The sequence below is a fragment of the Streptomyces sp. NPDC090088 genome (assembly GCF_044747345.1).
Lineage (GTDB): Bacteria > Actinomycetota > Actinomycetes > Streptomycetales > Streptomycetaceae > Streptomyces.
In genome coordinates this window covers 123,776-143,186 of sequence record NZ_JBIVDZ010000004.1, presented here as the reverse complement: position 1 = coordinate 143,186, position 19,411 = coordinate 123,776, and the positions used below count along the sequence as shown (strand labels likewise).

General features: G+C 72.4%; 16 protein-coding genes. 6 read left to right on the top strand and 10 right to left on the bottom strand.

The genetic code is table 11. The features are described from left to right. The first annotated feature begins 21 nt into the window (after positions 1 to 21). Complete coding sequence (locus ACIPSJ_RS20810) at positions 22 to 837, top strand: SAM-dependent methyltransferase (protein WP_359216313.1); 816 nt, start codon at positions 22 to 24, stop codon at positions 835 to 837. Between the two features lie 72 nt (positions 838 to 909). Here the strand turns inward: ACIPSJ_RS20810 and ACIPSJ_RS20805 are convergent, their stop codons facing one another. After that, positions 910 to 1,695 (bottom strand): NPP1 family protein, encoded by a 786-nt coding sequence (locus tag ACIPSJ_RS20805; protein ID WP_359216310.1) that lies wholly within the window; start codon positions 1,693 to 1,695, stop codon positions 910 to 912. Between the two features lie 231 nt (positions 1,696 to 1,926). On the opposite strand from ACIPSJ_RS20805, the gene ACIPSJ_RS20800 reads away from it, so the two are divergent. Further along, positions 1,927 to 3,582 (top strand): carboxylesterase/lipase family protein, encoded by a 1,656-nt coding sequence (locus tag ACIPSJ_RS20800; RefSeq protein ID WP_401347605.1) that lies wholly within the window; start codon positions 1,927 to 1,929, stop codon positions 3,580 to 3,582. Between the two features lie 12 nt (positions 3,583 to 3,594). On the opposite strand, the gene ACIPSJ_RS20795 is transcribed toward ACIPSJ_RS20800, so the two are convergent. Continuing rightward, entirely contained in the window at positions 3,595 to 4,755 is a 1,161-nt protein-coding gene (locus ACIPSJ_RS20795) for a PP2C family protein-serine/threonine phosphatase (protein ID WP_401347602.1), read from the bottom strand. 37 nt (positions 4,756 to 4,792) lie between these two features. Continuing rightward, positions 4,793 to 5,782 (bottom strand): aldo/keto reductase, encoded by a 990-nt coding sequence (locus ACIPSJ_RS20790; protein ID WP_359216301.1) that lies wholly within the window; start codon positions 5,780 to 5,782, stop codon positions 4,793 to 4,795. Positions 5,783 to 5,971: 189 nt separating this feature from the next. On the opposite strand from ACIPSJ_RS20790, the gene ACIPSJ_RS20785 reads away from it, so the two are divergent. Together ACIPSJ_RS20785 and ACIPSJ_RS20780 are read left to right on the top strand one after the other, a co-directional pair. Further along, complete coding sequence (locus tag ACIPSJ_RS20785; protein WP_401347600.1) at positions 5,972 to 6,904, top strand: LysR family transcriptional regulator; 933 nt, start codon at positions 5,972 to 5,974, stop codon at positions 6,902 to 6,904. A gap of 107 nt (positions 6,905 to 7,011) precedes the next feature. Beyond that, positions 7,012 to 8,175, top strand: a complete 1,164-nt coding sequence (locus tag ACIPSJ_RS20780; protein WP_401347598.1) for an NAD-dependent formate dehydrogenase — start codon at positions 7,012 to 7,014, stop codon at positions 8,173 to 8,175. Here ACIPSJ_RS20780 and ACIPSJ_RS20775 read toward each other — a convergent pair. The 7 genes from ACIPSJ_RS20775 to bla form a co-directional block, all read right to left on the bottom strand. After that, positions 8,172 to 9,398 carry a cytochrome P450 gene (locus ACIPSJ_RS20775; RefSeq protein ID WP_359216292.1) on the bottom strand — a complete coding sequence of 409 codons (1,227 nt, stop codon included), beginning with the start codon at positions 9,396 to 9,398 and terminating at the stop codon, positions 8,172 to 8,174. The genes ACIPSJ_RS20780 and ACIPSJ_RS20775 overlap by 4 nt on opposite strands. A gap of 71 nt (positions 9,399 to 9,469) precedes the next feature. Next, positions 9,470 to 10,678, bottom strand: a complete 1,209-nt coding sequence (locus ACIPSJ_RS20770) for a cytochrome P450 (RefSeq protein WP_355718390.1) — start codon at positions 10,676 to 10,678, stop codon at positions 9,470 to 9,472. Then, positions 10,675 to 11,301 carry an ATP/GTP-binding protein gene (locus ACIPSJ_RS20765; RefSeq protein WP_365678707.1) on the bottom strand — a complete coding sequence of 209 codons (627 nt, stop codon included), beginning with the start codon at positions 11,299 to 11,301 and terminating at the stop codon, positions 10,675 to 10,677. The genes ACIPSJ_RS20770 and ACIPSJ_RS20765 overlap by 4 nt, the downstream gene beginning before the upstream one ends. Further along, positions 11,282 to 11,629 (bottom strand): DUF742 domain-containing protein, encoded by a 348-nt coding sequence (locus tag ACIPSJ_RS20760; protein WP_355718393.1) that lies wholly within the window; start codon positions 11,627 to 11,629, stop codon positions 11,282 to 11,284. The genes ACIPSJ_RS20765 and ACIPSJ_RS20760 overlap by 20 nt, the downstream gene beginning before the upstream one ends. Further along, a complete protein-coding gene (locus ACIPSJ_RS20755; protein ID WP_123979438.1) occupies positions 11,626 to 12,033 on the bottom strand; it encodes a roadblock/LC7 domain-containing protein in 408 nt (135 codons plus the stop codon). Before ACIPSJ_RS20755 ends, ACIPSJ_RS20760 begins: the two co-directional genes overlap by 4 nt. Continuing rightward, positions 12,030 to 13,733: an ATP-binding protein gene (locus ACIPSJ_RS20750; RefSeq protein WP_401347595.1), complete on the bottom strand. Its 1,704-nt coding sequence runs from the start codon at positions 13,731 to 13,733 to the stop codon at positions 12,030 to 12,032. The genes ACIPSJ_RS20755 and ACIPSJ_RS20750 overlap by 4 nt, the downstream gene beginning before the upstream one ends. 183 nt (positions 13,734 to 13,916) lie before the next feature. After that, positions 13,917 to 14,792, bottom strand: coding sequence for a class A beta-lactamase (gene bla, locus ACIPSJ_RS20745; protein WP_401347593.1), 876 nt, complete (start codon positions 14,790 to 14,792; stop codon positions 13,917 to 13,919). A gap of 241 nt (positions 14,793 to 15,033) precedes the next feature. On the opposite strand from bla, the gene ACIPSJ_RS20740 reads away from it, so the two are divergent. Further along, positions 15,034 to 15,843 carry a hypothetical protein gene (locus ACIPSJ_RS20740; protein ID WP_401347591.1) on the top strand — a complete coding sequence of 270 codons (810 nt, stop codon included), beginning with the start codon at positions 15,034 to 15,036 and terminating at the stop codon, positions 15,841 to 15,843. Positions 15,844 to 16,035: 192 nt separating this feature from the next. Next, positions 16,036 to 19,410: a pyruvate carboxylase gene (locus ACIPSJ_RS20735; protein ID WP_359216279.1), complete on the top strand. Its 3,375-nt coding sequence runs from the start codon at positions 16,036 to 16,038 to the stop codon at positions 19,408 to 19,410. Position 19,411 lies beyond the last annotated feature (1 nt).

Here is a 19,411-nt window from a genome sequence, read left to right as displayed (position 1 = left end):
ACCTGAATGGGAGACACGGCGTTGCCCGACAACGGATGGCCGGCCGACCGCATCGACACCGAGAACGCGCACTCCGCGCGGATCTACGACTACATCCTGGGCGGCAAGGACTACTACCCCGCCGACCAGGAGGCGGGTGACGCCATGGCCCATGAGTGGCCCGCGCTCCCGATCCACATGCGCGCCAACCGCGACTGGATGAACCGCGCCGTGCGCTGGCTCGCCGAGGAGGCGGGGATGCGCCAGTTCCTGGACGTCGGGACCGGCATCCCCACCTCCCCGAACCTCCACGAGATAGCCCAGGCGGTCTCCCCGGACTCCCGGGTCGTCTACGTGGACAACGACCCCATCGTCCTCACCCTGTCCCAGGGCCTGCTCTCCAGCACGCCCGAGGGCCGGACGGCGTACATCGAGGCCGACTTCCGCGACCTGACGGACCTCTTCGAGGCCCCCGAACTGCGCGAGACCCTCGACCTGGACAAGCCGGTCGCCCTCACGGTGATCGCCATCGTCCACTTCATGCTCGACGCGGACGACGCGGTGGGCGTCGTACGGCGCCTCCTGGAACCGCTGCCGTCCGGCAGCTACCTGGCGATGTCCATCGGCACCGCCGAGTTCGCGCCCGACGAGGTGGGCCGGGTCGCCCGCGAGTACGCGGCCCGCAACATGCCGATGCGGCTGCGCACCATCGACGAGGCCCACGAGTTCTTCGACGGCCTGGAGCTGGTCGAGCCGGGCATCGTCCAGGTCCACAAGTGGCACCCGGACGGCACCGGCGAACAGGGCATCCGCGACGAGGACATCGCGATGTACGGAGCGGTCGCCCGCAAGCCGTGACCCAACACTCCGTGCCGGGGCCCGGCTCACCTTCCCGGCCCCGGCACGGTCGTCCCACGGGACGCGGCCGGCTCAGGCGTTCGGGTCGAAGGAGATCCCGGACGGCATGGAGTACGACAGGTTGGCGTTGAACGAGCCGTCCTTGATCTTGATGGTGGCGTCGCCGAAGTCCGCGTTCATGAGCTTGTCGCGGTAGCCCGCCGGGTAGCCGTCCCAGCCCACCAGGCGCGGGAAGAACCAGCCGCCGGTCACGTTCTCCGGCGGGTCGTCGTTGGTGTTGGCGAACCGGAAGTCGTGGGTGGACAGCCCGTCCTTGTGGTACACGATCTTCGGGTGGGTGCCGTCGAACCGGATCGCCGAGGCGGCCGCCACCTGGTAGCTGCTGTGCTGGGACACCGAGACGTACTGCACCTGGTTGTTCTGGATCCACACGATGACGTGTTCCCAGTCGTGCCGGTGCCCGATGGCCAGCGGCCCGTACGTCGCCTGGTCCTTCTCGAAGTAGCTGGCGTACATCACCGCGCACCAGCCGTTGTTGCACTTCTCGCGCGAGTAGGTGTTGGCGTTGGCGAGCTGCGCGTAGTCGTGGCAGTGGCCGTTGACGTCACCGCCCAGCGAGAGGCCGGGATTGAGGGTGCCGTCGGCGCCGATCGCGGCGGTGGCGTAGCAGCCGTCGCCGTCGTAGTCGTAGGCCGGGGAGAAGGTCTGCTCCAGTCCGTCGGCGTTCTGCGGCAGCAGCGTCAGGACATCCGCGTGGGCGGTGGCGGGCACGGCGACGACCAGGGCGAGCGCGCCGAGGGCGGCGGCCAGGGCCTTGCGGAACGGCCGTCTGCGCGTGGGGGGTTGCAGGTCGGGCATGTCGACTCCCTGTCGGTGAAAGGCGATGCGGAGTCTCGCAGTCAGCCCCTGCCGACGACCACCCTCACGACTTAACTTTGACCTAAAGACAATTGAACAGCGGGCCCAACCGCATTGCTGTCAGTAGCTGTTGACCTGCTGTCAGTCTCGCGGATGCGGTTGCCCCGCGATCCGCCCACGGTCAGGCTACTCGTCGGTTCGTCCCCCCCCCACCGCCCGAAAGGGAAGCCCGTGAGCGACACAGACCTGCCCTCCGCCGCGCTGAACCGGCGCGGCTTCCTCGGCGCCGCCGCCGCGGCCGGACTGCTCGGCACGCTGTCCACCCCGGCCCAGGCGGCCCGGAGCACGGCCGCCGCCGACCCGGTCACCATCGAGTCCGGCCAGGTCACCGGGGTCCAGGGCGGTTTGAAGGGCGTCACCGTCTACAAGGGCGTCCCGTACGCCGCCTCCACCGCCGGAGCCAACCGCTGGCGCCCGCCGCAGCCCGCCCCCTCCTGGGACGGGGTCCGCGCCGCCGACTCCTTCGGCCCGGCCTGCCCCCAGCCGGTCACGGGCATCCCGGGCGACCAGGTGCCGGAGCTGAGCGAGGACTGCCTGAACCTCGACATCTGGACGGCGGCGAGCGGTTCGGCGGACAGCCGCCCGGTCCTCGTCTGGCTGTACGGCGGCGCGCAGGCCCTGTGGTCCGGGCAGGAGATCTACAACGGCTCCCTGCTCGCGGCCAAGGGCGTGGTCGTCGTGACCCCCAACCACCGCGTCGGCCCGCTGGGCGGCCTCGCGCACCCCGGCCTGACCGCCGAGTCCGCGTACGGCGGCTCCGGCAACTGGGGGATCCTGGACGTCGTAGCCGCCCTGGAGTGGGTCCGGCGGAACATCGGCGCGTTCGGCGGCGACCCGGACCGGGTCACCCTGGCCGGCTGGGGGCAGGGCGCCTCCGTCGTCGGCATCCTGCTCGCGTCCCGGCGCGCCCGGGGCCTCTACCACCGCGCCCTGCTCTCCTCCGGCGTCCGGTACACCAGGGACCCGGCGCTGGCCCGGAGCCCCGGCCGCTACCGGAGCCTCGCCGACGCGGAGGCCGACGGCACCGCCCTGGCCGCCCGGCTGGGAGCGGACGGCCTGGCCGGGCTGCGCGCGCTGGACGCCGACGACCTCGTCGCCCGGGCCACCGCCGACACCTCCGCCGACTTCGGCCACGTCCTCGACGGATACGTCCTGCCCGACACCTACACCGCCGTCCTGGCGGCCCGCGCCGAGACCGACGTGCCCGTCCTCACCGGCGTCTGCAAGGACGCGCGCGGCGCCCTGCCCGACCTGAAGCCGACGCTCGCCGCGTTCACCGCGTTCGCCGACTCCGAGTTCGGCCCGCTGGGGCTGACCGACACCTTCCTGGACCTGTACCCGGCGGACAGCGACACCACGGCCGCCCAGCAGTTCAGCGCCTACGCCCGGGACGAGGAACGCGTCTCCGCCTTCCTGTGGGCCGGCCAGTTCGAGGACACGGCCGGCAACTCCGGTCCCGTGCACACCTATTTCTGGACCCGCGTCCCGCCCGGCCACGACGACACGAACCCGGCCGTCGGCACCGCCGCGACCGGTGCCTTCGAGGGCTCCGACGTCTACTACCTGCTCGGCTTCCTCTACAACACCGACCGCCCCTGGACCTCCCAGGACTACGACATCGCCGACACCACCGCCTCCTACGTGGCCCGCTTCGCCGCCACCGGCGACCCGAACGGCACCTCCCTGACCACCTGGCCCGCCCTCGCCACCGACACCCCGCAGACCATGGAACTCGGCGCCCGCTTCGGAACCCTCCCGGTCGCCGACACCGACGCCAAGCTGGCCTTCCTGACGACGTACCTGGAGTCGCAGACCGAGGCGTTCTGAGGGGCGGGCCGGCTAGGCCCGCGCGGAGCCGTGGCCGAGGATGCCGTGGTGGTCGCGGCGGTGCACGGTCGGGGTGCGGTGCAGGGCGATCAGCGCCGCGTCGTCGCCGAGGTAGCCGCCCGCGTGGGCCAGCAGATCGCGCCGGATGTGGTGCATCAGGGACTCGGGAGCGGCCTCGGTCCACTGGGCGACCCGTTCGGCGAGCGGATAGAACCGGCCCTGCGCGTCCCGTGCCTCGACGACCCCGTCGGTGTACAGCAGCAGGGTGTCGCCGGGCTCGAAGGCGAACACGTCCAGGGTGCGCTCGGTGCCGCCGGTGGCGGGCACGCCCAACGGCGGCGACGGATGCAGGCTCGGCACGGTGACCGCGTGCCCCGGGCTCAGCAGCAGCGGCGGCGGATGGCCGCTGCTGGTCATCCGGGTGACCGGATCCTCGTCCGGGATCTCGATCAGCAGCGCGGTGGCGAACCGCTCGCCCGCCTCCTCCGGAGGCTCCAGGTCCGCCGCGTAGCGCTGCACGCTCTGGTCCAGGGCGGCGGCGAGGTCCGGCAGGGCGACATGCCGGTGGGCGGACTCCCGGAAGGCGCCGAGCAGCAGCGCCGCCTCGCCGATCGCGGACAGCCCCTTGCCCCGGACGTCACCGATCAGCACCCGTACCGCGTCGTCGCAGCGGGTGGCCGCGTACAGGTCACCGCCGATCTGCGCCTCGTCCTCGGCCGCCAGGTACAGCGAGGCGATCCGCAGCGGGCCGATCTGCTCGGGCAGCGGCCACATCAGCACGTGCTGCGCGGCCTCGGCGACCGTGCGGATCTGGGCGAGCTGGGCGCGGCGCCGGTCGCGGACCGAGCTGTAGACCACGACGATCACCGAGAGCAGCACCAGGGTGACGATCTGCACGATGTGGTTCGCGCTGACCAGCCCGCCGTGGAACACACCGATCACCACCTGGGCGACCACCGCCAGCGCGCCCACCAGCGCGGTCGTGCGGGGCCCGGCGAACGACGGGGTGAGCGCGGGCGCGATGACCAGGGTGGGGCCCAGGTGGACGTCGGGGGGCGAACGGATGGCGGCCACCGTGATCACCACGATGAGCAGCACCGGGAGCAGGAGCAGCATGTGCGAGGACGGCCACGACTTCCGCAGGCCCGCCGCGCACCGCTCCCAGGTCCCCATGGCAATAGCGTGCGCCACCCCCGGTCGCCCGGCCACCCTAGAGGTTCACGCTGCGCATCCCGGAGTCGTCGTAGCGCTCACCGGCCGCCCTCGGCACCTCGGCGTCGATCCGGGCCAGGTCGTCCTTGGTCAGCTCGACGTCGACGGCGCCCGCGTTCTGCTCCAGGTAGCTGCGCCGCTTGGTGCCCGGGATCGGGACGATGCCGTCGCCCTGGGCCAGCACCCAGGCGAGCGCCAGCTGCGCCGGGGTCACGCCCTTCTCGGCGGCGATCTCCTTCACCTTCGCGGCGAGCCGCAGGTTGGCGTCCAGGTTGTCGCCGGTGAAGCGGGGGCCGGTGCGGCGCCAGTCGTTCGCGTCCAGGTCGTCGGGGGAGGAGAACCGGCCGGCCAGGAAGCCGCGGCCCAGCGGCGAGTACGGGACGAAGCCGATGCCCAGCTCCCGGCAGGTCGGGAGCACCCCGTCCTCCGGGTCCCGCGTCCACAGCGAGTACTCGGTCTGCACGGCCGTGATCGGGTGGACCGCGTGGGCCCGCCGGATCGTCTCGGGGCTCGCCTCGCTCAGCCCGATGTGCCGCACCTTGCCCTCGGCGACCAGCTCGGCCATGGCGCCGACGGTCTCCTCGATCGGCACGTTGGGGTCGACGCGGTGCTGGTAGTACAGGTCGATGTAGTCGGTGCCGAGCCGCTCCAGCGAACCGTGGACCGAGCTGCGGACGTGCTCGGCCGAACCGTCCTGCCGGCCGATGCTGCCCATGTCGCCGGGGACCGCGTCGTCCATCCGGTAGTTGAACTTCGTGGCGATCTGGTATTCGTCCCGGTGCCCCCGGACCGCCTCGCCGAGCAGGGTCTCGTTGGTCAGCGGACCGTAGAGCTGCGCGGTGTCGAGGAAGGTGACACCGAGCTCCAGGGCCCGGTGGATGGTCTGCACGCCCTCGTCCTGGTCGGTGGTGCCGTAGAAGGCGGACATCCCCATGCAGCCGAGGCCGATGGCCGAGACCGACAGATCTCCCAGAGTGCGCTGTTGCATGTGAATCCAGCCTTTCCCACTGAGTCGTGCCATGCTCCGGACGGGTACGGCCCCTGGTCCATTCAGCCGCTGTTCGCGGCCACCGGCATCTCGGGGCGGTGTCCGGCGCTACGGACGCTACGACTTGAAGAGCACTCGAAGTCAAACGGGCGCCGCCCGTCCGGCGGCCGATCCGGTAGACATGGACGCATGCTCCTGCGTCAGCTCGAATACCTCGTCGCGCTCGCCCGGGAGCGGCACTTCGCCCGCGCGGCGGCCGCCTGCCATGTCTCGCAGCCCTCGCTGTCCGCCGCGATACGGCGCCTCGAACACGAGCTGGCGGTCCCGATCGTGCGCCGGGGCCGCCGCTACGAGGGGCTGACCCCCGAGGGCGAGGTGGTGCTGGCGTGGGCGCACCGCATCCTCGCCGAGGAGGACGCCCTGCGCCAGGAGCTGTCCGCGCTCCGGGACGGACTCACCGGCACCCTGCGCCTCGGCATCGTCCCCACCGCCGTCCCGGTCGCCTCCCTGCTCACCGGCCCGTTCTGCGACCGGCATCCGCACGCGAGGGTGGCCCTGGAGTCCCTGTCGTCGGCCGACATCCGGCGCGGCCTCGCCGAGTTCGAACTGGACGCGGCCATGACCTACCTGGACGACGACGAACTGCGCCAGGTCCGCCGCTTCCCGCTCTACGAGGAGCGCTACGTCCTGCTCACCCCGGTCGGCGGCCCCCTCGGCGGGGCCGCCACCGCCACCTGGTCCCAGGCCGCCGCCCTGCCGCTGTGCCTGCTGGGACGGCGGATGCGCAACCGGCGGATCATCGACGACTGCTTCGCCGCCGACGGCGCCGCCCCCGTCCCGGCCGTCGAGTCCGACAGCGTGGCCGGGCTCTACGCCCACCTGCCCGGCGGCCGCTGGTCCAGCGTGATCTCCCACGCCTGGCTGCACATGTTCGGCGTGCCGGAGGGCATGCGCGTGGTTCCCCTGGAGGGCCCGGCCCACGGCCCCCGGGTCGGACTCGTCGTCGCCCGCAGCGAACCCCAGTCCGTGCTCGCCCGGGCCCTGGTGCAGGTCGCCAGGGAAGCGGGCCTCAGGGACGCCCTCAACAGCCGCCTGGACGCCGTCCTCGACGGCCGCGACTGATAGAAGCGGGCTATCACGGCATAGCAACGTTCGCTTTGACCTGCGCAGTTGGCCACGAGGATCGTGAAGGGCACCCTTCCGCAACGGAGTTGAGGAGAGCCGTCACCATGGCCAAGGTGCTCTGCGTCCTGTACGACGACCCGACCGACGGATACCCGAAGAGCTACGCCCGCGACGGCATCCCCGTCATCGACCACTACCCCGGCGGCCAGACCGCTCCCACCCCCGAGGCGGTCGACTTCATCCCCGGCCACCTCCTCGGCAGCGTCTCCGGCGAACTCGGCCTGCGCTCCTTCCTGGAGAAGGCCGGCCACACCCTCGTCGTCACCAGCGACAAGGACGGGGCGGGCTCGGTCTTCGACCGTGAACTCGTCGACGCGGACGTCGTCATCTCGCAGCCGTTCTGGCCCGCCTACCTCACCCCGGAGCGCATGGCCGCCGCGCGGAACCTCAAGCTGGCCGTCACCGCCGGCATCGGCTCCGACCACGTCGACCTCGACGCCGCGATCGCCCACGGGGTGACCGTCGCCGAGGTGACGTACTGCAACAGCATCAGCGTCGCCGAGCACGTGGTGATGATGATCCTCGGGCTGGTCCGCAACTACCTGCCCGCGCACCGGGTGGTGCTCGACGGCGGCTGGAACATCGCCGACTGCGTCAGCCGCTCCTACGACCTGGAGGGCATGCACGTCGGAACCGTCGCCGCCGGCCGGATCGGGCTCGCGGTGCTGCGCCGGCTCGCGCCCTTCGACGTCACGCTCCACTACACCGACCGCACCCGGCTGCCCGAGTCCGTCGAGCGCGAGCTGAACCTGACCTTCCACGAGAGCGCGGCGGCCATGGTCCCGCACTGCGACGTCGTCACGGTCAACGCGCCCCTGCACCCGCAGACCGAGGGCCTGTTCGGTGACGAACTGATCGGCACGATGAAGCGCGGCGCGTACCTGATCAACACCGCGCGGGCCCGGATCGCCGACCGGGACGCCGTCGACCGGGCGCTGCGCGGCGGGCAGCTGGCCGGGTACGCGGGCGACGTCTGGTTCCCGCAGCCCGCGCCCGCGGACCACCCGTGGCGCACCATGCCGCACCACGGGATGACCCCGCACATCTCCGGCTCCACCCTCTCCGCGCAGGCCCGTTACGCGGCCGGCACCCGGGAGATCCTGGAATCCTGGCTCGCGGGCCGGCCGCTGCGCGACGAGTACCTGATCGTCGACGGCGGCAGGCTGGCCGGCACCGGAGCCAAGTCGTACTCCGTGAACACCCGTTAGGGGTTCAGCCGCACCGGCAGCTCGAAGAGGTCGTTCTGGGTGACCACCGGCTTGTTGCGCAGCTCGGACGCCGGTACCGCCAGGTCCAGGCCGGGGAAGCGGTCGTAGAGCGCGGGCAGCGCGACGCCCGCCTCCAGCCGGGACAGCGCCGCGCCCGGGCAGACGTGCGGGCCGTGCCCGAAGGAGATGTGCCGGTTCTGGGTCTGGCGGGTGACGTCGAACTCCCCGGCGCTCGGCCCGTGCGCGTGCTCGTCACGGCCTATCGCGGCGTACGACACGATCAGCGCGTCGCCCGCCGGGAGCACCGTGTCGCCGACCTGGACGTCCTCGGTGGCGAACCGGATCAGGACGTGCGAGGTCGGGGTGGACCAGCGCAGGGTCTCCTCGACCACCGCCGACCAGTCGACCTCGCCGGACAGCACCTTGGCGCGCTGGTCGGGGTGGGTGGAGAGGTTGACCACGGCGTTGACGATCAGCGAGATCGTCGTCTCGTGACCGGCCGCCACCATCAGCTGCAGGGTGGAGACGATCTCCTCGTCGGTGAGGTGGTCGCCGTCCTCGGAGGCCAGGATCAGCGCGCTGGTGAGGTCGTCGCCGGGCTCGGCCCGCTTGGCGGCGACCGTCTTCGCCATGATCCCGGCCAGCTCGGTGAGGGTGGCGATGACCTCGGCGGGCGGGGTCTGGGTGGAGAAGAACTTCTCGAACAGCACCTTCAGCCGGGGCAGTTCGGCCTCGTCTATGCCCATCAGGTCGGCGACCACGTACATCGGCAGCGGGTAGGCGAAGGCCGCCTTCAGGTCGACGCTCTCCGCGTCCTCGGGGAGCCCGTCCAGCAGGTCCTGGGTGAGCTTCTCGATCCGCTCCCGCATCTCCTCCACCCGGCGCGGGGTGAGGGCCTGCGCGACCAGGGTGCGCATCCGGCGGTGGTCGGCGCCGTCCACGGTGAGCATCGAACGGCCGGGGTTGGCGAGGCCGATCAGCGGCCAGTCCGGGGCGATCTCGCCGCGCTGCCAGGCACCCCACACGTTGATGTCCTTGACCAGGCGCGGGTCCGTGAGCAGCGCCTTGGCCTCGGCGTGCCGGGTGACCGCCCACACCGGCACCCCGCCGGGCAGCTCCACGGCGGCGAGCGGACCGGCGGCGCGCAGCCGTGCGCTCTCGCCCTCCAGGTCGGTGACGAACGGGTCGAGGGCGATCCGGGCTTGTTCGGTACCGGTCGTCATCGTGACGTGCCTCCCAGGGCAGGGTCGGGTAACTGCGCCGTACGGTGTGCTGTGCCGGTCTGTCGGAGGGTTCAGAGGGCGGGTACGGGCGTGAACCGGACGGGCAGCGCGGTCAGTCCCCGCAGCCACGGCGAGGGCCGGCGGGTGAGCGCGTCGGCCGGCACCGCCAGGTCGATGTCCGGCAGCCGGTCGAGGACGACCTCGATACCGGTCCGGGCGACCACCTCGGCGACCTCCTGCGCGGGGAACGGACAGCGGTGCTCGCCGTGCCCGAAGGAGAAGTGCGCGTTGTTGCCGCCGGTCAGCGCGGAGGCGTCGGTGCGCACCTGCGGATCGGAGTTGGCGCCCTGCAGACCGAGGATCAGCAGGTCACCGGCGCGGATCCGGCGCCCGCCCAGCTGGGTGTCCCGGGACGCCCAGCGGCCGGCGATGTTCTGGCTCGGGGTGTCCTCCCACAGCACCTCGTTCATCGCCTCGGCGACACTGTTGCGGCCGCCGAACAGGGAGGCCGCGAACCGGTCGTCGGTGAGCATCAGGCGCAGCGAGTTGCCGATCCAGTCGGCGGTCGGCTGGTGCCCGGCCGCCATCATGACCATCAGGTCCTGCATGATCTCTTCGTCGGTGAACCCGCTCTTGTCCTGGAGCATCCGCGACACCACGTCGTCGGCCGGGTCCGCCTTCCGGTCGGCCAGCAACTGGGCCATGGACGTGGCCAGATGGGTCTGCCCGGCGAGCGCCCGCTCCCGGCCGTCGATCATGTCGTTGAGGGCGGTGACCAGACCGGGCCCGTCCTCGTCGGCGAAGCCGTACAGCCGCGCCAGCACCCGCACCGGCAGCAGCATCGCGTACTGGCCGATCAGGTCCGCCTCGCCGCCGGTGCACAGCCCGTCGATCAGCTCGTCCGCGAACCGCTCGGCCAGGCCGCGCAGTTCGAACGGGTCGACGGCCTCCAGCGCGTCGCTGATCATCCCGGCCCGCTCGCGGTGCCGCTCGCCGACGGTGTACAGGATCGACGGCTGCTTGCGGCCGATCATCGGCAGCAGCGGCCAGTCGTCGGGGATCAGGTCCCACTGGTTCCACAGCTCCGAGTCCCGGCTGAACAGCACCGGATCGCCGGTCACCTGGTGCAGTTCGCGGTAGCCGACCACCAGCCAGGCCGGCACGTCCCCGTCGAGCACCACAGGGGTCACGGCGCCGTGGTCGCGCCGCATCTCCCGGTACAGGCGCGCCGGATCGGTCTGGAACCGGGGGCCGCCGAGCGGCACGGCTTCGGGGGTCACACGTACTCCTGTCGGTGCGGGTCCGCCGCCGCGGACGAGCCGGCGTACCGGTTCTTGACGTGCTGGACCAACGTGATCAGCACCTGCTTGCCGGACTCCCGGGAGCGGGCGTCGCAGTTGACCAGCGGGACGTGCGGGTCCAGGTCGAGCGCGTCGCGGACGTCCTCGGGCGTGTGCACCGGGCCGCCGAAGTCGTTGCAGGCCACGATGAACGGGGTGCCGTGCTTCTCCAGCCGGTCGATGGCGTACCAGGAGTCGCCGATCCGCCGGGTGTCGACCAGCACGACCGCGCCGAGCGTGCCGGAGAACAGCCGGTCCCACAGGAACCAGAACCGCTCCTGCCCCGGCGCCCCGAACAGGTAGAGCACATTGCGGGCGTCCAGGGTGATCCGGCCGAAGTCGAAGGCCACGGTGGTCGCGGACTTGCCGCGCACCTCGCGGATGTCGTCGACCTCCTCGCCGGCCTGGGTCATCGTCTCCTCGGTGTTGAGGGGACGGATCTCGCTGACGGAACGGACCAGGGTGGTCTTGCCGACGCCGAAGCCGCCCACGACCACGATCTTGAAACCGTTGTCGGCGGAGGCACCCAACGGGGTGCGCGCGTCAGAGGTTGCGGAGTCCAACGAGCACCTGCTCCAGGATGTCGGGGTCGGTGATGGCCGGCCGGTAGGGATGGCGGGCGCTGACCCGGCCGGCCGCCTGCAGGTCGCCCAGCAGGACCTTGGTGATGCTCACCGGCAGTCTCAGCTCGGCGGCGATCTCCACCACCGAGGTGGGGAACTCGGCCAGCCGCAGGATCGCCGCGTGCTCCGACTGCATGCCGGGAGCCGGCTCCGACTCGGCGACGACCAGTGTGACCAGGTCGAAGGGGCTGTCGGGGCCGGCGCCGCTGCGGCCGCCGGTGATCGTGTACAGGCGGTCGGGCGAGTCGTCCCGTCCGGGTCGGCTCATGAGGTGCGGGGCTGCGCGGTCAGGTGCTCGCCGAGCTGCTCCACCAGTTCGCTCATGTTGTGCCCGACCAGCCCCGGGTCCGCGTCCTCGCTGGTCACCACGGCCAGGTGGGCGCCCTCACCGGCCTCCACGATGAACAGGACGCCGCCGTAGAACTCGGTCATGGCCGACCGCACACCGCCGCTGCCGTCGCCGAACTCCACGGACGCCCCGTGGGACAGCGACTGGATACCGGCGGCGATCGCCGCGAGCTGGTCGGCCTGGTCGACGGAGAGCTCCGGGGTACGGCAGAGCTTCAGCCCGTCGCGGGAGAGCACCAGGGCGTGCCGCGCGCCGGGGGTGCGCTCCAGGAGGCCCTCGATGAGCCAGGTGAGCTTGTCGTCGGCGGTGGTCCTGCCGGTCATGAAGTGGTGTCGCCTTCCGGGTGCGCGTGCGGGTGGGAGGTGAGCTCGGGGCCGGACTCCGGGTGGGGCGCGGGGACCGGGTCGTGCGCGGGAGTGGGGGCGTACGGGTCTGTCCTGAGGTCCGCCGTGCCGGGGGCCTCGGCGGAGTCGGGCGCCGGGTGGGTGTGCGTGGCGCCCGGGACCCCGGCCGGACCGGCCGCGGCCTCGGCGTCCGGCGCGCCGGTGACACCGGCGGGGTCGGACGCGGTCGGGCGGACGGCCTGCCGGAAGCTGTTGAAGCGGGCGGCGCGGACCCGGGCGTCCTCGGCGGCGGGCGCGGGGCGCGGATCCGCCGGGTGCGGCGCCGACCGGCGCTCGGCCTCGGCGAGGGTCCGGCCACGGCGCCGCTTGGGCAGCCCGGTGGGTCCGTCCGCCTCCTCGGCGGACTCGGGGGAGTCGATGGAGTCGGCGCTCTCGGCCGATCCGTCGGGCGCGGCGGCGGACTCGTGCACGGGCAGGGGATCCGCCGGGGACGGCACCGGCACGGCCGGATCCGTCTCCTTCGCGGGCGCGGGTTCGTCGGCGACCGGGCGGGCCAGCAGATCCTGCGGGACCAGCATCAGCACCCCGGTGCCGCCGCGCGCCGACGGCCGGAACGACACCTTCAGACCGTGCTTGCCGGCGAGCCGGCCGACCACCGCGAGCCCGAGCCGGGTGCCGGAGAGACCGCCCAGCTCGCTGGTGTCACCGGAGACGGCCCGCTCGGCGCGGCGCAGCTGCACATCGCCCATCACCAGACCGCTGTCCTCCACGGACACGATGACCCCGGCCGGGACCTCCTCCACGTACACATGGACCTCGGCCGTCGGGGGCGAGAAGTTGGCCGCGTTGTCGAGGAGTTCGGCGAGCGCGTGCATGACACCCTCGGCCGCGTGCCCGGCTACGGCCGTCTCGCTCACGGAGTGCACCCGCACCCGGCGGTAGCCGCTGATCCGTCCCATCGCACCGCGCAGGATCGACTCCATGCTGATCGGACGCGCCCAGCGGCGGCCGGAACGCGCCCCGGTCAGCACGGCGATGGAGTCGGCGAGCCGGCCCGCCTGGGCCGTGCGGTGGTCGAGATGGAGCAGGTCGGAGAGGACCTCCTCGTCGGTGTGCCGCTCCTCCATGCTCCGCAGGTCGGCGAGGGTGGCGGTGGCCAGGGCCTGCATCCGGCCGGCCGCGTTGCCCGCCGCGGAGATGGCCGCGGCCCGCTCCCGGGAGGCCTGTTCCAGTTCACGGGCGAGCCGGGCGTGCTCCCGCCGGTACCAGTCCAGTTCCTGGGCGCCGTCCTCGTGGACCCGGGCCCGCTCCTGCTCGAAGGAGTCCGCGAACTCGCTGCGCTGCTGCGCCAGTTCGTCGATCAGCCGCTGCTGCTCCTGGCGCGCCTCCTCGGTGGTCCGGGCCTGCTGCTGGAGCAGCCGCCCGATGTCCTGACTCACCGTCTCCAGGCGGCGCCGGGCACCGCGCGCGGTGCGGATCGCATGGACGGCCCAGGTCACCGCCGCGCAGAGCAGCAGCGCTGCCGCACCGGCCCCCAGTGCGAGGGGGGTGCGGACCGAGGCCGGCGCGGCGGTCACCGCGGCGAGGACCGCGAGGGCCGAGACCACGGCGGTCAGCGCCAGGGTCGGCGCGAGCGTACGGAGGGACGGGCGGTCGCCGGGATACGTGGGCGCGGTCATCGGTCCGGTCTGGTCCTCGGAGCGGTGGGCAGGGATGTGGTTCCGGTGAAGGAGTTGTGACGCTCGGTACAGAACTGCGCGTCACTATACGAGAGTTCGTGATCGAAACAGAACGGTTCCGGTCTCATTGCATAAAACCGCCTTGGCCGAACCCGACTTGCTGTGGACCGACTGTGAACGATCTTATGCGCGACCCCGGGTGAACACGTCCGCCACGACCTCGGCCGCCGCCCTGACCAGCGCCGAATCCGACTCGGCGGTGGCCTCGGCATGGGTGGAGAGCACGGCCACGACGACGGGGGCGCGGCCCGGTGGCCAGGCGATCGCGACATCGTTGGCGGTGCCGTACCCGCCCGTTCCGGTTTTGTCGCCGACCGTCCAGTCCCCGGGGAGTCCCGCGCGGATCCGTTCCCCTCCGGTGGTGTTGGCGCGCAGCCAGCCGGTGAGCCGCCGCCGGTCCGCACCGTCCAGGGCGCCGCCGAGGACCAGCCGCGCGTAACTGGTGCCGATCGCCAGGGGAGAGGTGGTGTCGGTGACCCGCCCGGGCTCCGCCGAGTTGAGCTCCGGCTCCCACCGGTCCAGGCGCGTCACCCTGTCCCCGAGCGAACGGCTCAGCCGCGTCACCGCCACCGGCCCGCCCAGTTGCTCCAGCAACAGGTTCGCCGCGGTGTTGTCGCTGTACGAGATCGCCGCCCCGCACAACCCGGCGACCGTCATTCCCGAGGCGAGGTTCTCGGGCCTCCCGGTGACCGGCGCGCCCCCGGACCGCTCCACATCGCCCTCGTCGTAGTGGACGACCTCGGCGAGCACGGCCTCGTCGAGATCGCGCAGCACGGCCGCCACCGCGAGCGTCTTGAACACCGAACACATCGGGAAGAGTTCGCCGACGCGGTACCGGACCCGGGCCCCCGAGCCGGTGTCCCGGGCGAACACCCCCAGCCGGGCCCGGTGCTCGCGTTCCAGCGCGCGGAACCTGCTCACCGGGTCCGCGGCCGTACCAGCGGGCAGCGCGGTTCCCAGGGCCGCGGTCAGCACCGCACGGCGGGACGGATTCAGCATTGCCGCTCCTTTACCGGGACGTCGGGAAGGGGGACGCGTCGACGCCCTGGAGGGTTCACTCGTGGACGGGTGATAAACCCGACGCCGAAATCCGACCGGTAGTAGCTCCCGCATCGTCGCAAATGATCCAAACGTCTATACGATGCGCTTGGAACGGCCGGGGCGCGGAGAGCCTCTTCCGGGGCGCAGGTCGGAGGGCCGGGGCGCAGGACCGAGGGCCGGGGCCGGTATCGAGGGGGCGATGCCTTTCATGAAAGGCGACTGGGGACAGGCGGCCGCACGGGCGGCCCGGTTCGTGCGGCGCACACTGCGCGACGAATGGCACAGCATCGTGGTGGAGCCGGTACGGCAGCTCGTACGGCGTGGCCTCTCCGGGGTCGTGCTGGCGTTCGTGGCCGCGTTCGGCGTCATCTTCTTCCACGGCATCGCCCAGCACCCGTTCGGCCGAAGGACGGTGTGGCACCTCGGCGGCGTCACCGCCGACCTGCCGCTGTGGCTGTCCCTGCTGCGCACCCCGGTGTCGCTGTACGTCCCGGCGCTCGACCTGCCGGTCTGGGCGGGCATCACCCAGCTCTTCCTCGCCTTCGCCCTCGCCGAACTCGCCCTCGGCCGCGCCCGCACCCTCGCCGTCGCCTACCTCACCACGCTGGCCGGCACCATGACGGCCCGGGTGATGGTCGCGCTCGGCCCCGGCTGGTGGGGCTTCGGCCTGCCCCCGGAGGCCGGCCGGATCCTCGACACGGGGCCGTCCGCCGCCGTGGTGGGCCTGTTCACCTATCTGGCGGTGGTCCGGCGCGCACCCGTCGTCTTCACGCTGACCGGCGGCTCGATGGTCTGGGAGTCCATCGCCGTACCGAACCTCGCCGGCCGCGAGCACCTGATCGCGGTGGCCGCCGCGGTCGTCCTGGGCCTGCTGCACGGCCGCCGGCTGCCGGTCCCCGCCCGGCTCGTCGAACGGCTCGGCACCCCGCCGGTCCCGCCCCGCTCCGACCCGCCCGTGCACCGCCCGGGACCGCCCCGCCACCCCGTACCGTCCTTCCGGCTCCCCTGAGACGCCCCAACCCTCCCGCCTTCCCCGGAATCCCATAAGTCACGCGCCCGACCCGACGAAGTGCTCAACGACGTCAATGTGATGGTTTTCGCACTTCAGCCACTCCGGGCAACCCCTAATGTTGCGGCGAGCTACGGCAGGGCGCGGCTGACACCATGGTGTTCGTCGCCGGCAGGCTGAAGGGATCCAGGGATGTTCCGCAAGGTGCTGGTCGCCAACCGTGGAGAGATCGCCATCCGCGCGTTCCGCGCGGGTTATGAGCTGGGTGCGCGCACGGTCGCCGTGTTCCCGCACGAGGACCGCAACTCACTGCACCGGCTGAAGGCCGACGAGGCCTACGAGATCGGGGAACCCGGGCACCCGGTGCGCGCCTACCTCTCCGTCGAGGAGATCGTGGGCGCCGCCCGGCGGGCCGGGGCCGACGCTGTCTACCCGGGCTACGGGTTCCTCTCCGAGAACCCGGAACTCGCCCGCGCCTGCGAGGAGGCGGGCATCACCTTCGTCGGGCCGAACGCCCACACACTTGAGCTGACCGGCAACAAGGCCCGCGCGGTCGCCGCCGCCCGCGCCGCCGGCGTCCCGGTGCTCGGCTCCTCCCAGCCCTCCAACGACATCGACGAACTGGTGCGCGCCGCCGAGGAGATCGGCTTCCCGGTCTTCGTGAAGGCCGTCGCCGGCGGTGGTGGCCGCGGCATGCGCCGCGTCGAGGACCCGGCCGCGCTGCGCGAGTCCATCGAACAGGCCTCCCGCGAGGCGGCCTCCGCGTTCGGCGACCCGACCGTCTTCCTGGAGAAGGCCGTCGTGGACCCCCGCCACATCGAGGTGCAGATCCTCGCCGACGGCGAGGGCAACGTCATCCACCTCTTCGAGCGGGACTGTTCGCTGCAGCGCCGCCACCAGAAGGTCATCGAGCTGGCCCCGGCGCCCAACCTCGACCCGGAGCTGCGCGACCGCATCTGCGCCGACGCCGTGCGCTTCGCCCGCGAGATCGGCTACCGCAACGCCGGCACCGTCGAGTTCCTCCTCGACCCCGCGGGCAACCACGTCTTCATCGAGATGAACCCGCGCATCCAGGTCGAGCACACGGTCACCGAGGAGGTCACCGACGTCGACCTGGTCCAGGCCCAGATGCGGATCGCCTCCGGCGAGACCCTCGCCGACCTCGGGCTCTCCCAGGAGACGGTGAAGCTGCACGGCGCGGCCCTCCAGTGCCGGATCACCACCGAGGACCCGGCCAACGGCTTCCGCCCCGACACCGGCCGGATCAGCGCCTACCGCTCCCCGGGCGGCTCCGGCATCCGGCTGGACGGCGGAACCACCCACGCCGGTACGGAGATCAGCGCGCACTTCGACTCGATGCTGGTCAAGCTCACCTGCCGGGGCCGGGACTTCAAGGCCGCCATCGGCCGCGCCCGGCGCGCCGTCGCCGAGTTCCGCATCCGCGGCGTGGCCACCAACATCCCCTTCCTCCAGGCGGTCCTGGACGACCCGGACTTCCAGGCGGGCCGGATCACCACCTCGTTCATCGAGCAGCGCCCGCACCTGCTCACCGCCCGCTCCTCCGCCGACCGCGGCACCAAGCTGCTCACCTACCTGGCCGACGTCACCGTCAACAAGCCGCACGGCGAGCGCCCCCACCTGATCGAGTCGACCACCAAGCTGCCCCCGCTGCCGGAGGGCGAGCCGCCCGCCGGCTCGCGCCAGCGCCTGGTCGAGCTCGGCCCGGAGGGCTTCGCCCGCCACCTGCGCGAGTCGCCCACCATCGGCATCACCGACACCACCTTCCGCGACGCCCACCAGTCCCTGCTCGCCACCCGGGTACGCACCAAGGACCTGCTCGCCGTCGCCCCGGTGGTCGCCCGCACCCTGCCCGAACTGCTCTCCCTGGAGTGCTGGGGCGGCGCCACCTACGACGTCGCGCTCCGCTTCCTCGCCGAGGACCCCTGGGAGCGACTCGCCGCCCTGCGCGAGGCCGTCCCCAACATCTGCCTCCAGATGCTGCTGCGCGGCCGCAACACCGTCGGCTACACCCCGTACCCGACCGAGGTGACCGACGCCTTCGTCCAGGAGGCCGCCGCCACCGGCATCGACATCTTCCGCATCTTCGACGCCCTCAACGACGTGGGCCAGATGCGCCCCGCCATCGAGGCGGTACGCGAGACGGGCACCGCGGTCGCCGAGGTCGCCCTCTGCTACACCGCCGACCTGTCCGACCCGCGCGAGCAGCTCTACACCCTCGACTACTACCTGCGGCTCGCCGAGCAGATCGTCGACGCGGGCGCCCACATCCTCGCCGTCAAGGACATGGCCGGCCTGCTGCGCGCCCCGGCCGCCGCCAAGCTGGTCTCCGCGCTGCGCCGGGAGTTCGACCTCCCCGTCCACCTGCACACCCACGACACCGCGGGCGGCCAGCTGGCCACCTACCTCGCCGCGATCCAGGCCGGCGCGGACGCGGTGGACGGCGCGGTGGCCTCCATGGCCGGTACGACCTCGCAGCCGTCCCTCTCGGCGATCGTGGCCGCGACCGACTACTCGGAGCGTCCCACCGGGCTCGACCTGCGGGCGATCGAGGACCTGGAGCCGTACTGGGAGAGCGTCCGCAAGGTCTACGCCCCCTTCGAGGCGGGCCTCGCCTCCCCGACCGGCCGGGTCTACCACCACGAGATCCCGGGCGGCCAGCTCTCCAACCTGCGCACCCAGGCCGTCGCGCTCGGCCTCGGCGACCGCTTCGAGGACATCGAGGCGATGTACGAGGCCGCCGACCGGATCCTCGGCCGCCTGGTCAAGGTCACCCCGTCCTCCAAGGTGGTCGGCGACCTCGCCCTGCACCTGGTCGGCGCCGGGGTGCGGCCGCTGGACTTCGAGGCGACCCCCGACAAGTTCGACATCCCCGACTCGGTCATCGGCTTCCTCCGGGGCGAGCTGGGCACCCCGCCCGGCGGCTGGCCGGAGCCGTTCCGCACCAAGGCCCTCCAGGGCCGCGCGGCTGCCAAGCCCACCCCGGAGCTGTCCGCCGAGGACCGCGAGGGTCTGGCCAAGGAGCCCCGCGCCACCCTCAACCGGCTGCTGTTCCCGGCCCCGACCCGCGAGTTCGAGACCCACCGCCAGACCTACGGCGACACCGGCGTCCTCGACAGCAAGGACTTCTTCTACGGGCTGCGCCCGGGCAAGGAGTACGCGGTCGACCTGGAGCCCGGCGTCCGGCTCCTGATCGAGCTCCAGGCGGTCGGCGAGGCCGACGAGCGCGGGATGCGCACCGTGATGTCCACGCTCAACGGCCAGTTGCGGCCCATCCAGATCCGCGACCGGGGCGCGGCCTCCGACATCCCGGCCACCGAGAAGGCCGACCGCGCCAACCCCGGCCATGTCGCGGCCCCGTTCGCCGGTGTCGTCACCCTCGCGGTGGCCGAGGGCGCGGAGGTCGAGGCGGGCGCCACGGTGGCCACGATCGAGGCCATGAAGATGGAGGCCACCATCACCGCCCCGAAGGCCGGCCGGGTCTCCCGGCTCGCCATCAACCGCATCCAGCAGGTGGAGGGCGGCGACCTGCTCGTCGAGATCGCCTGAG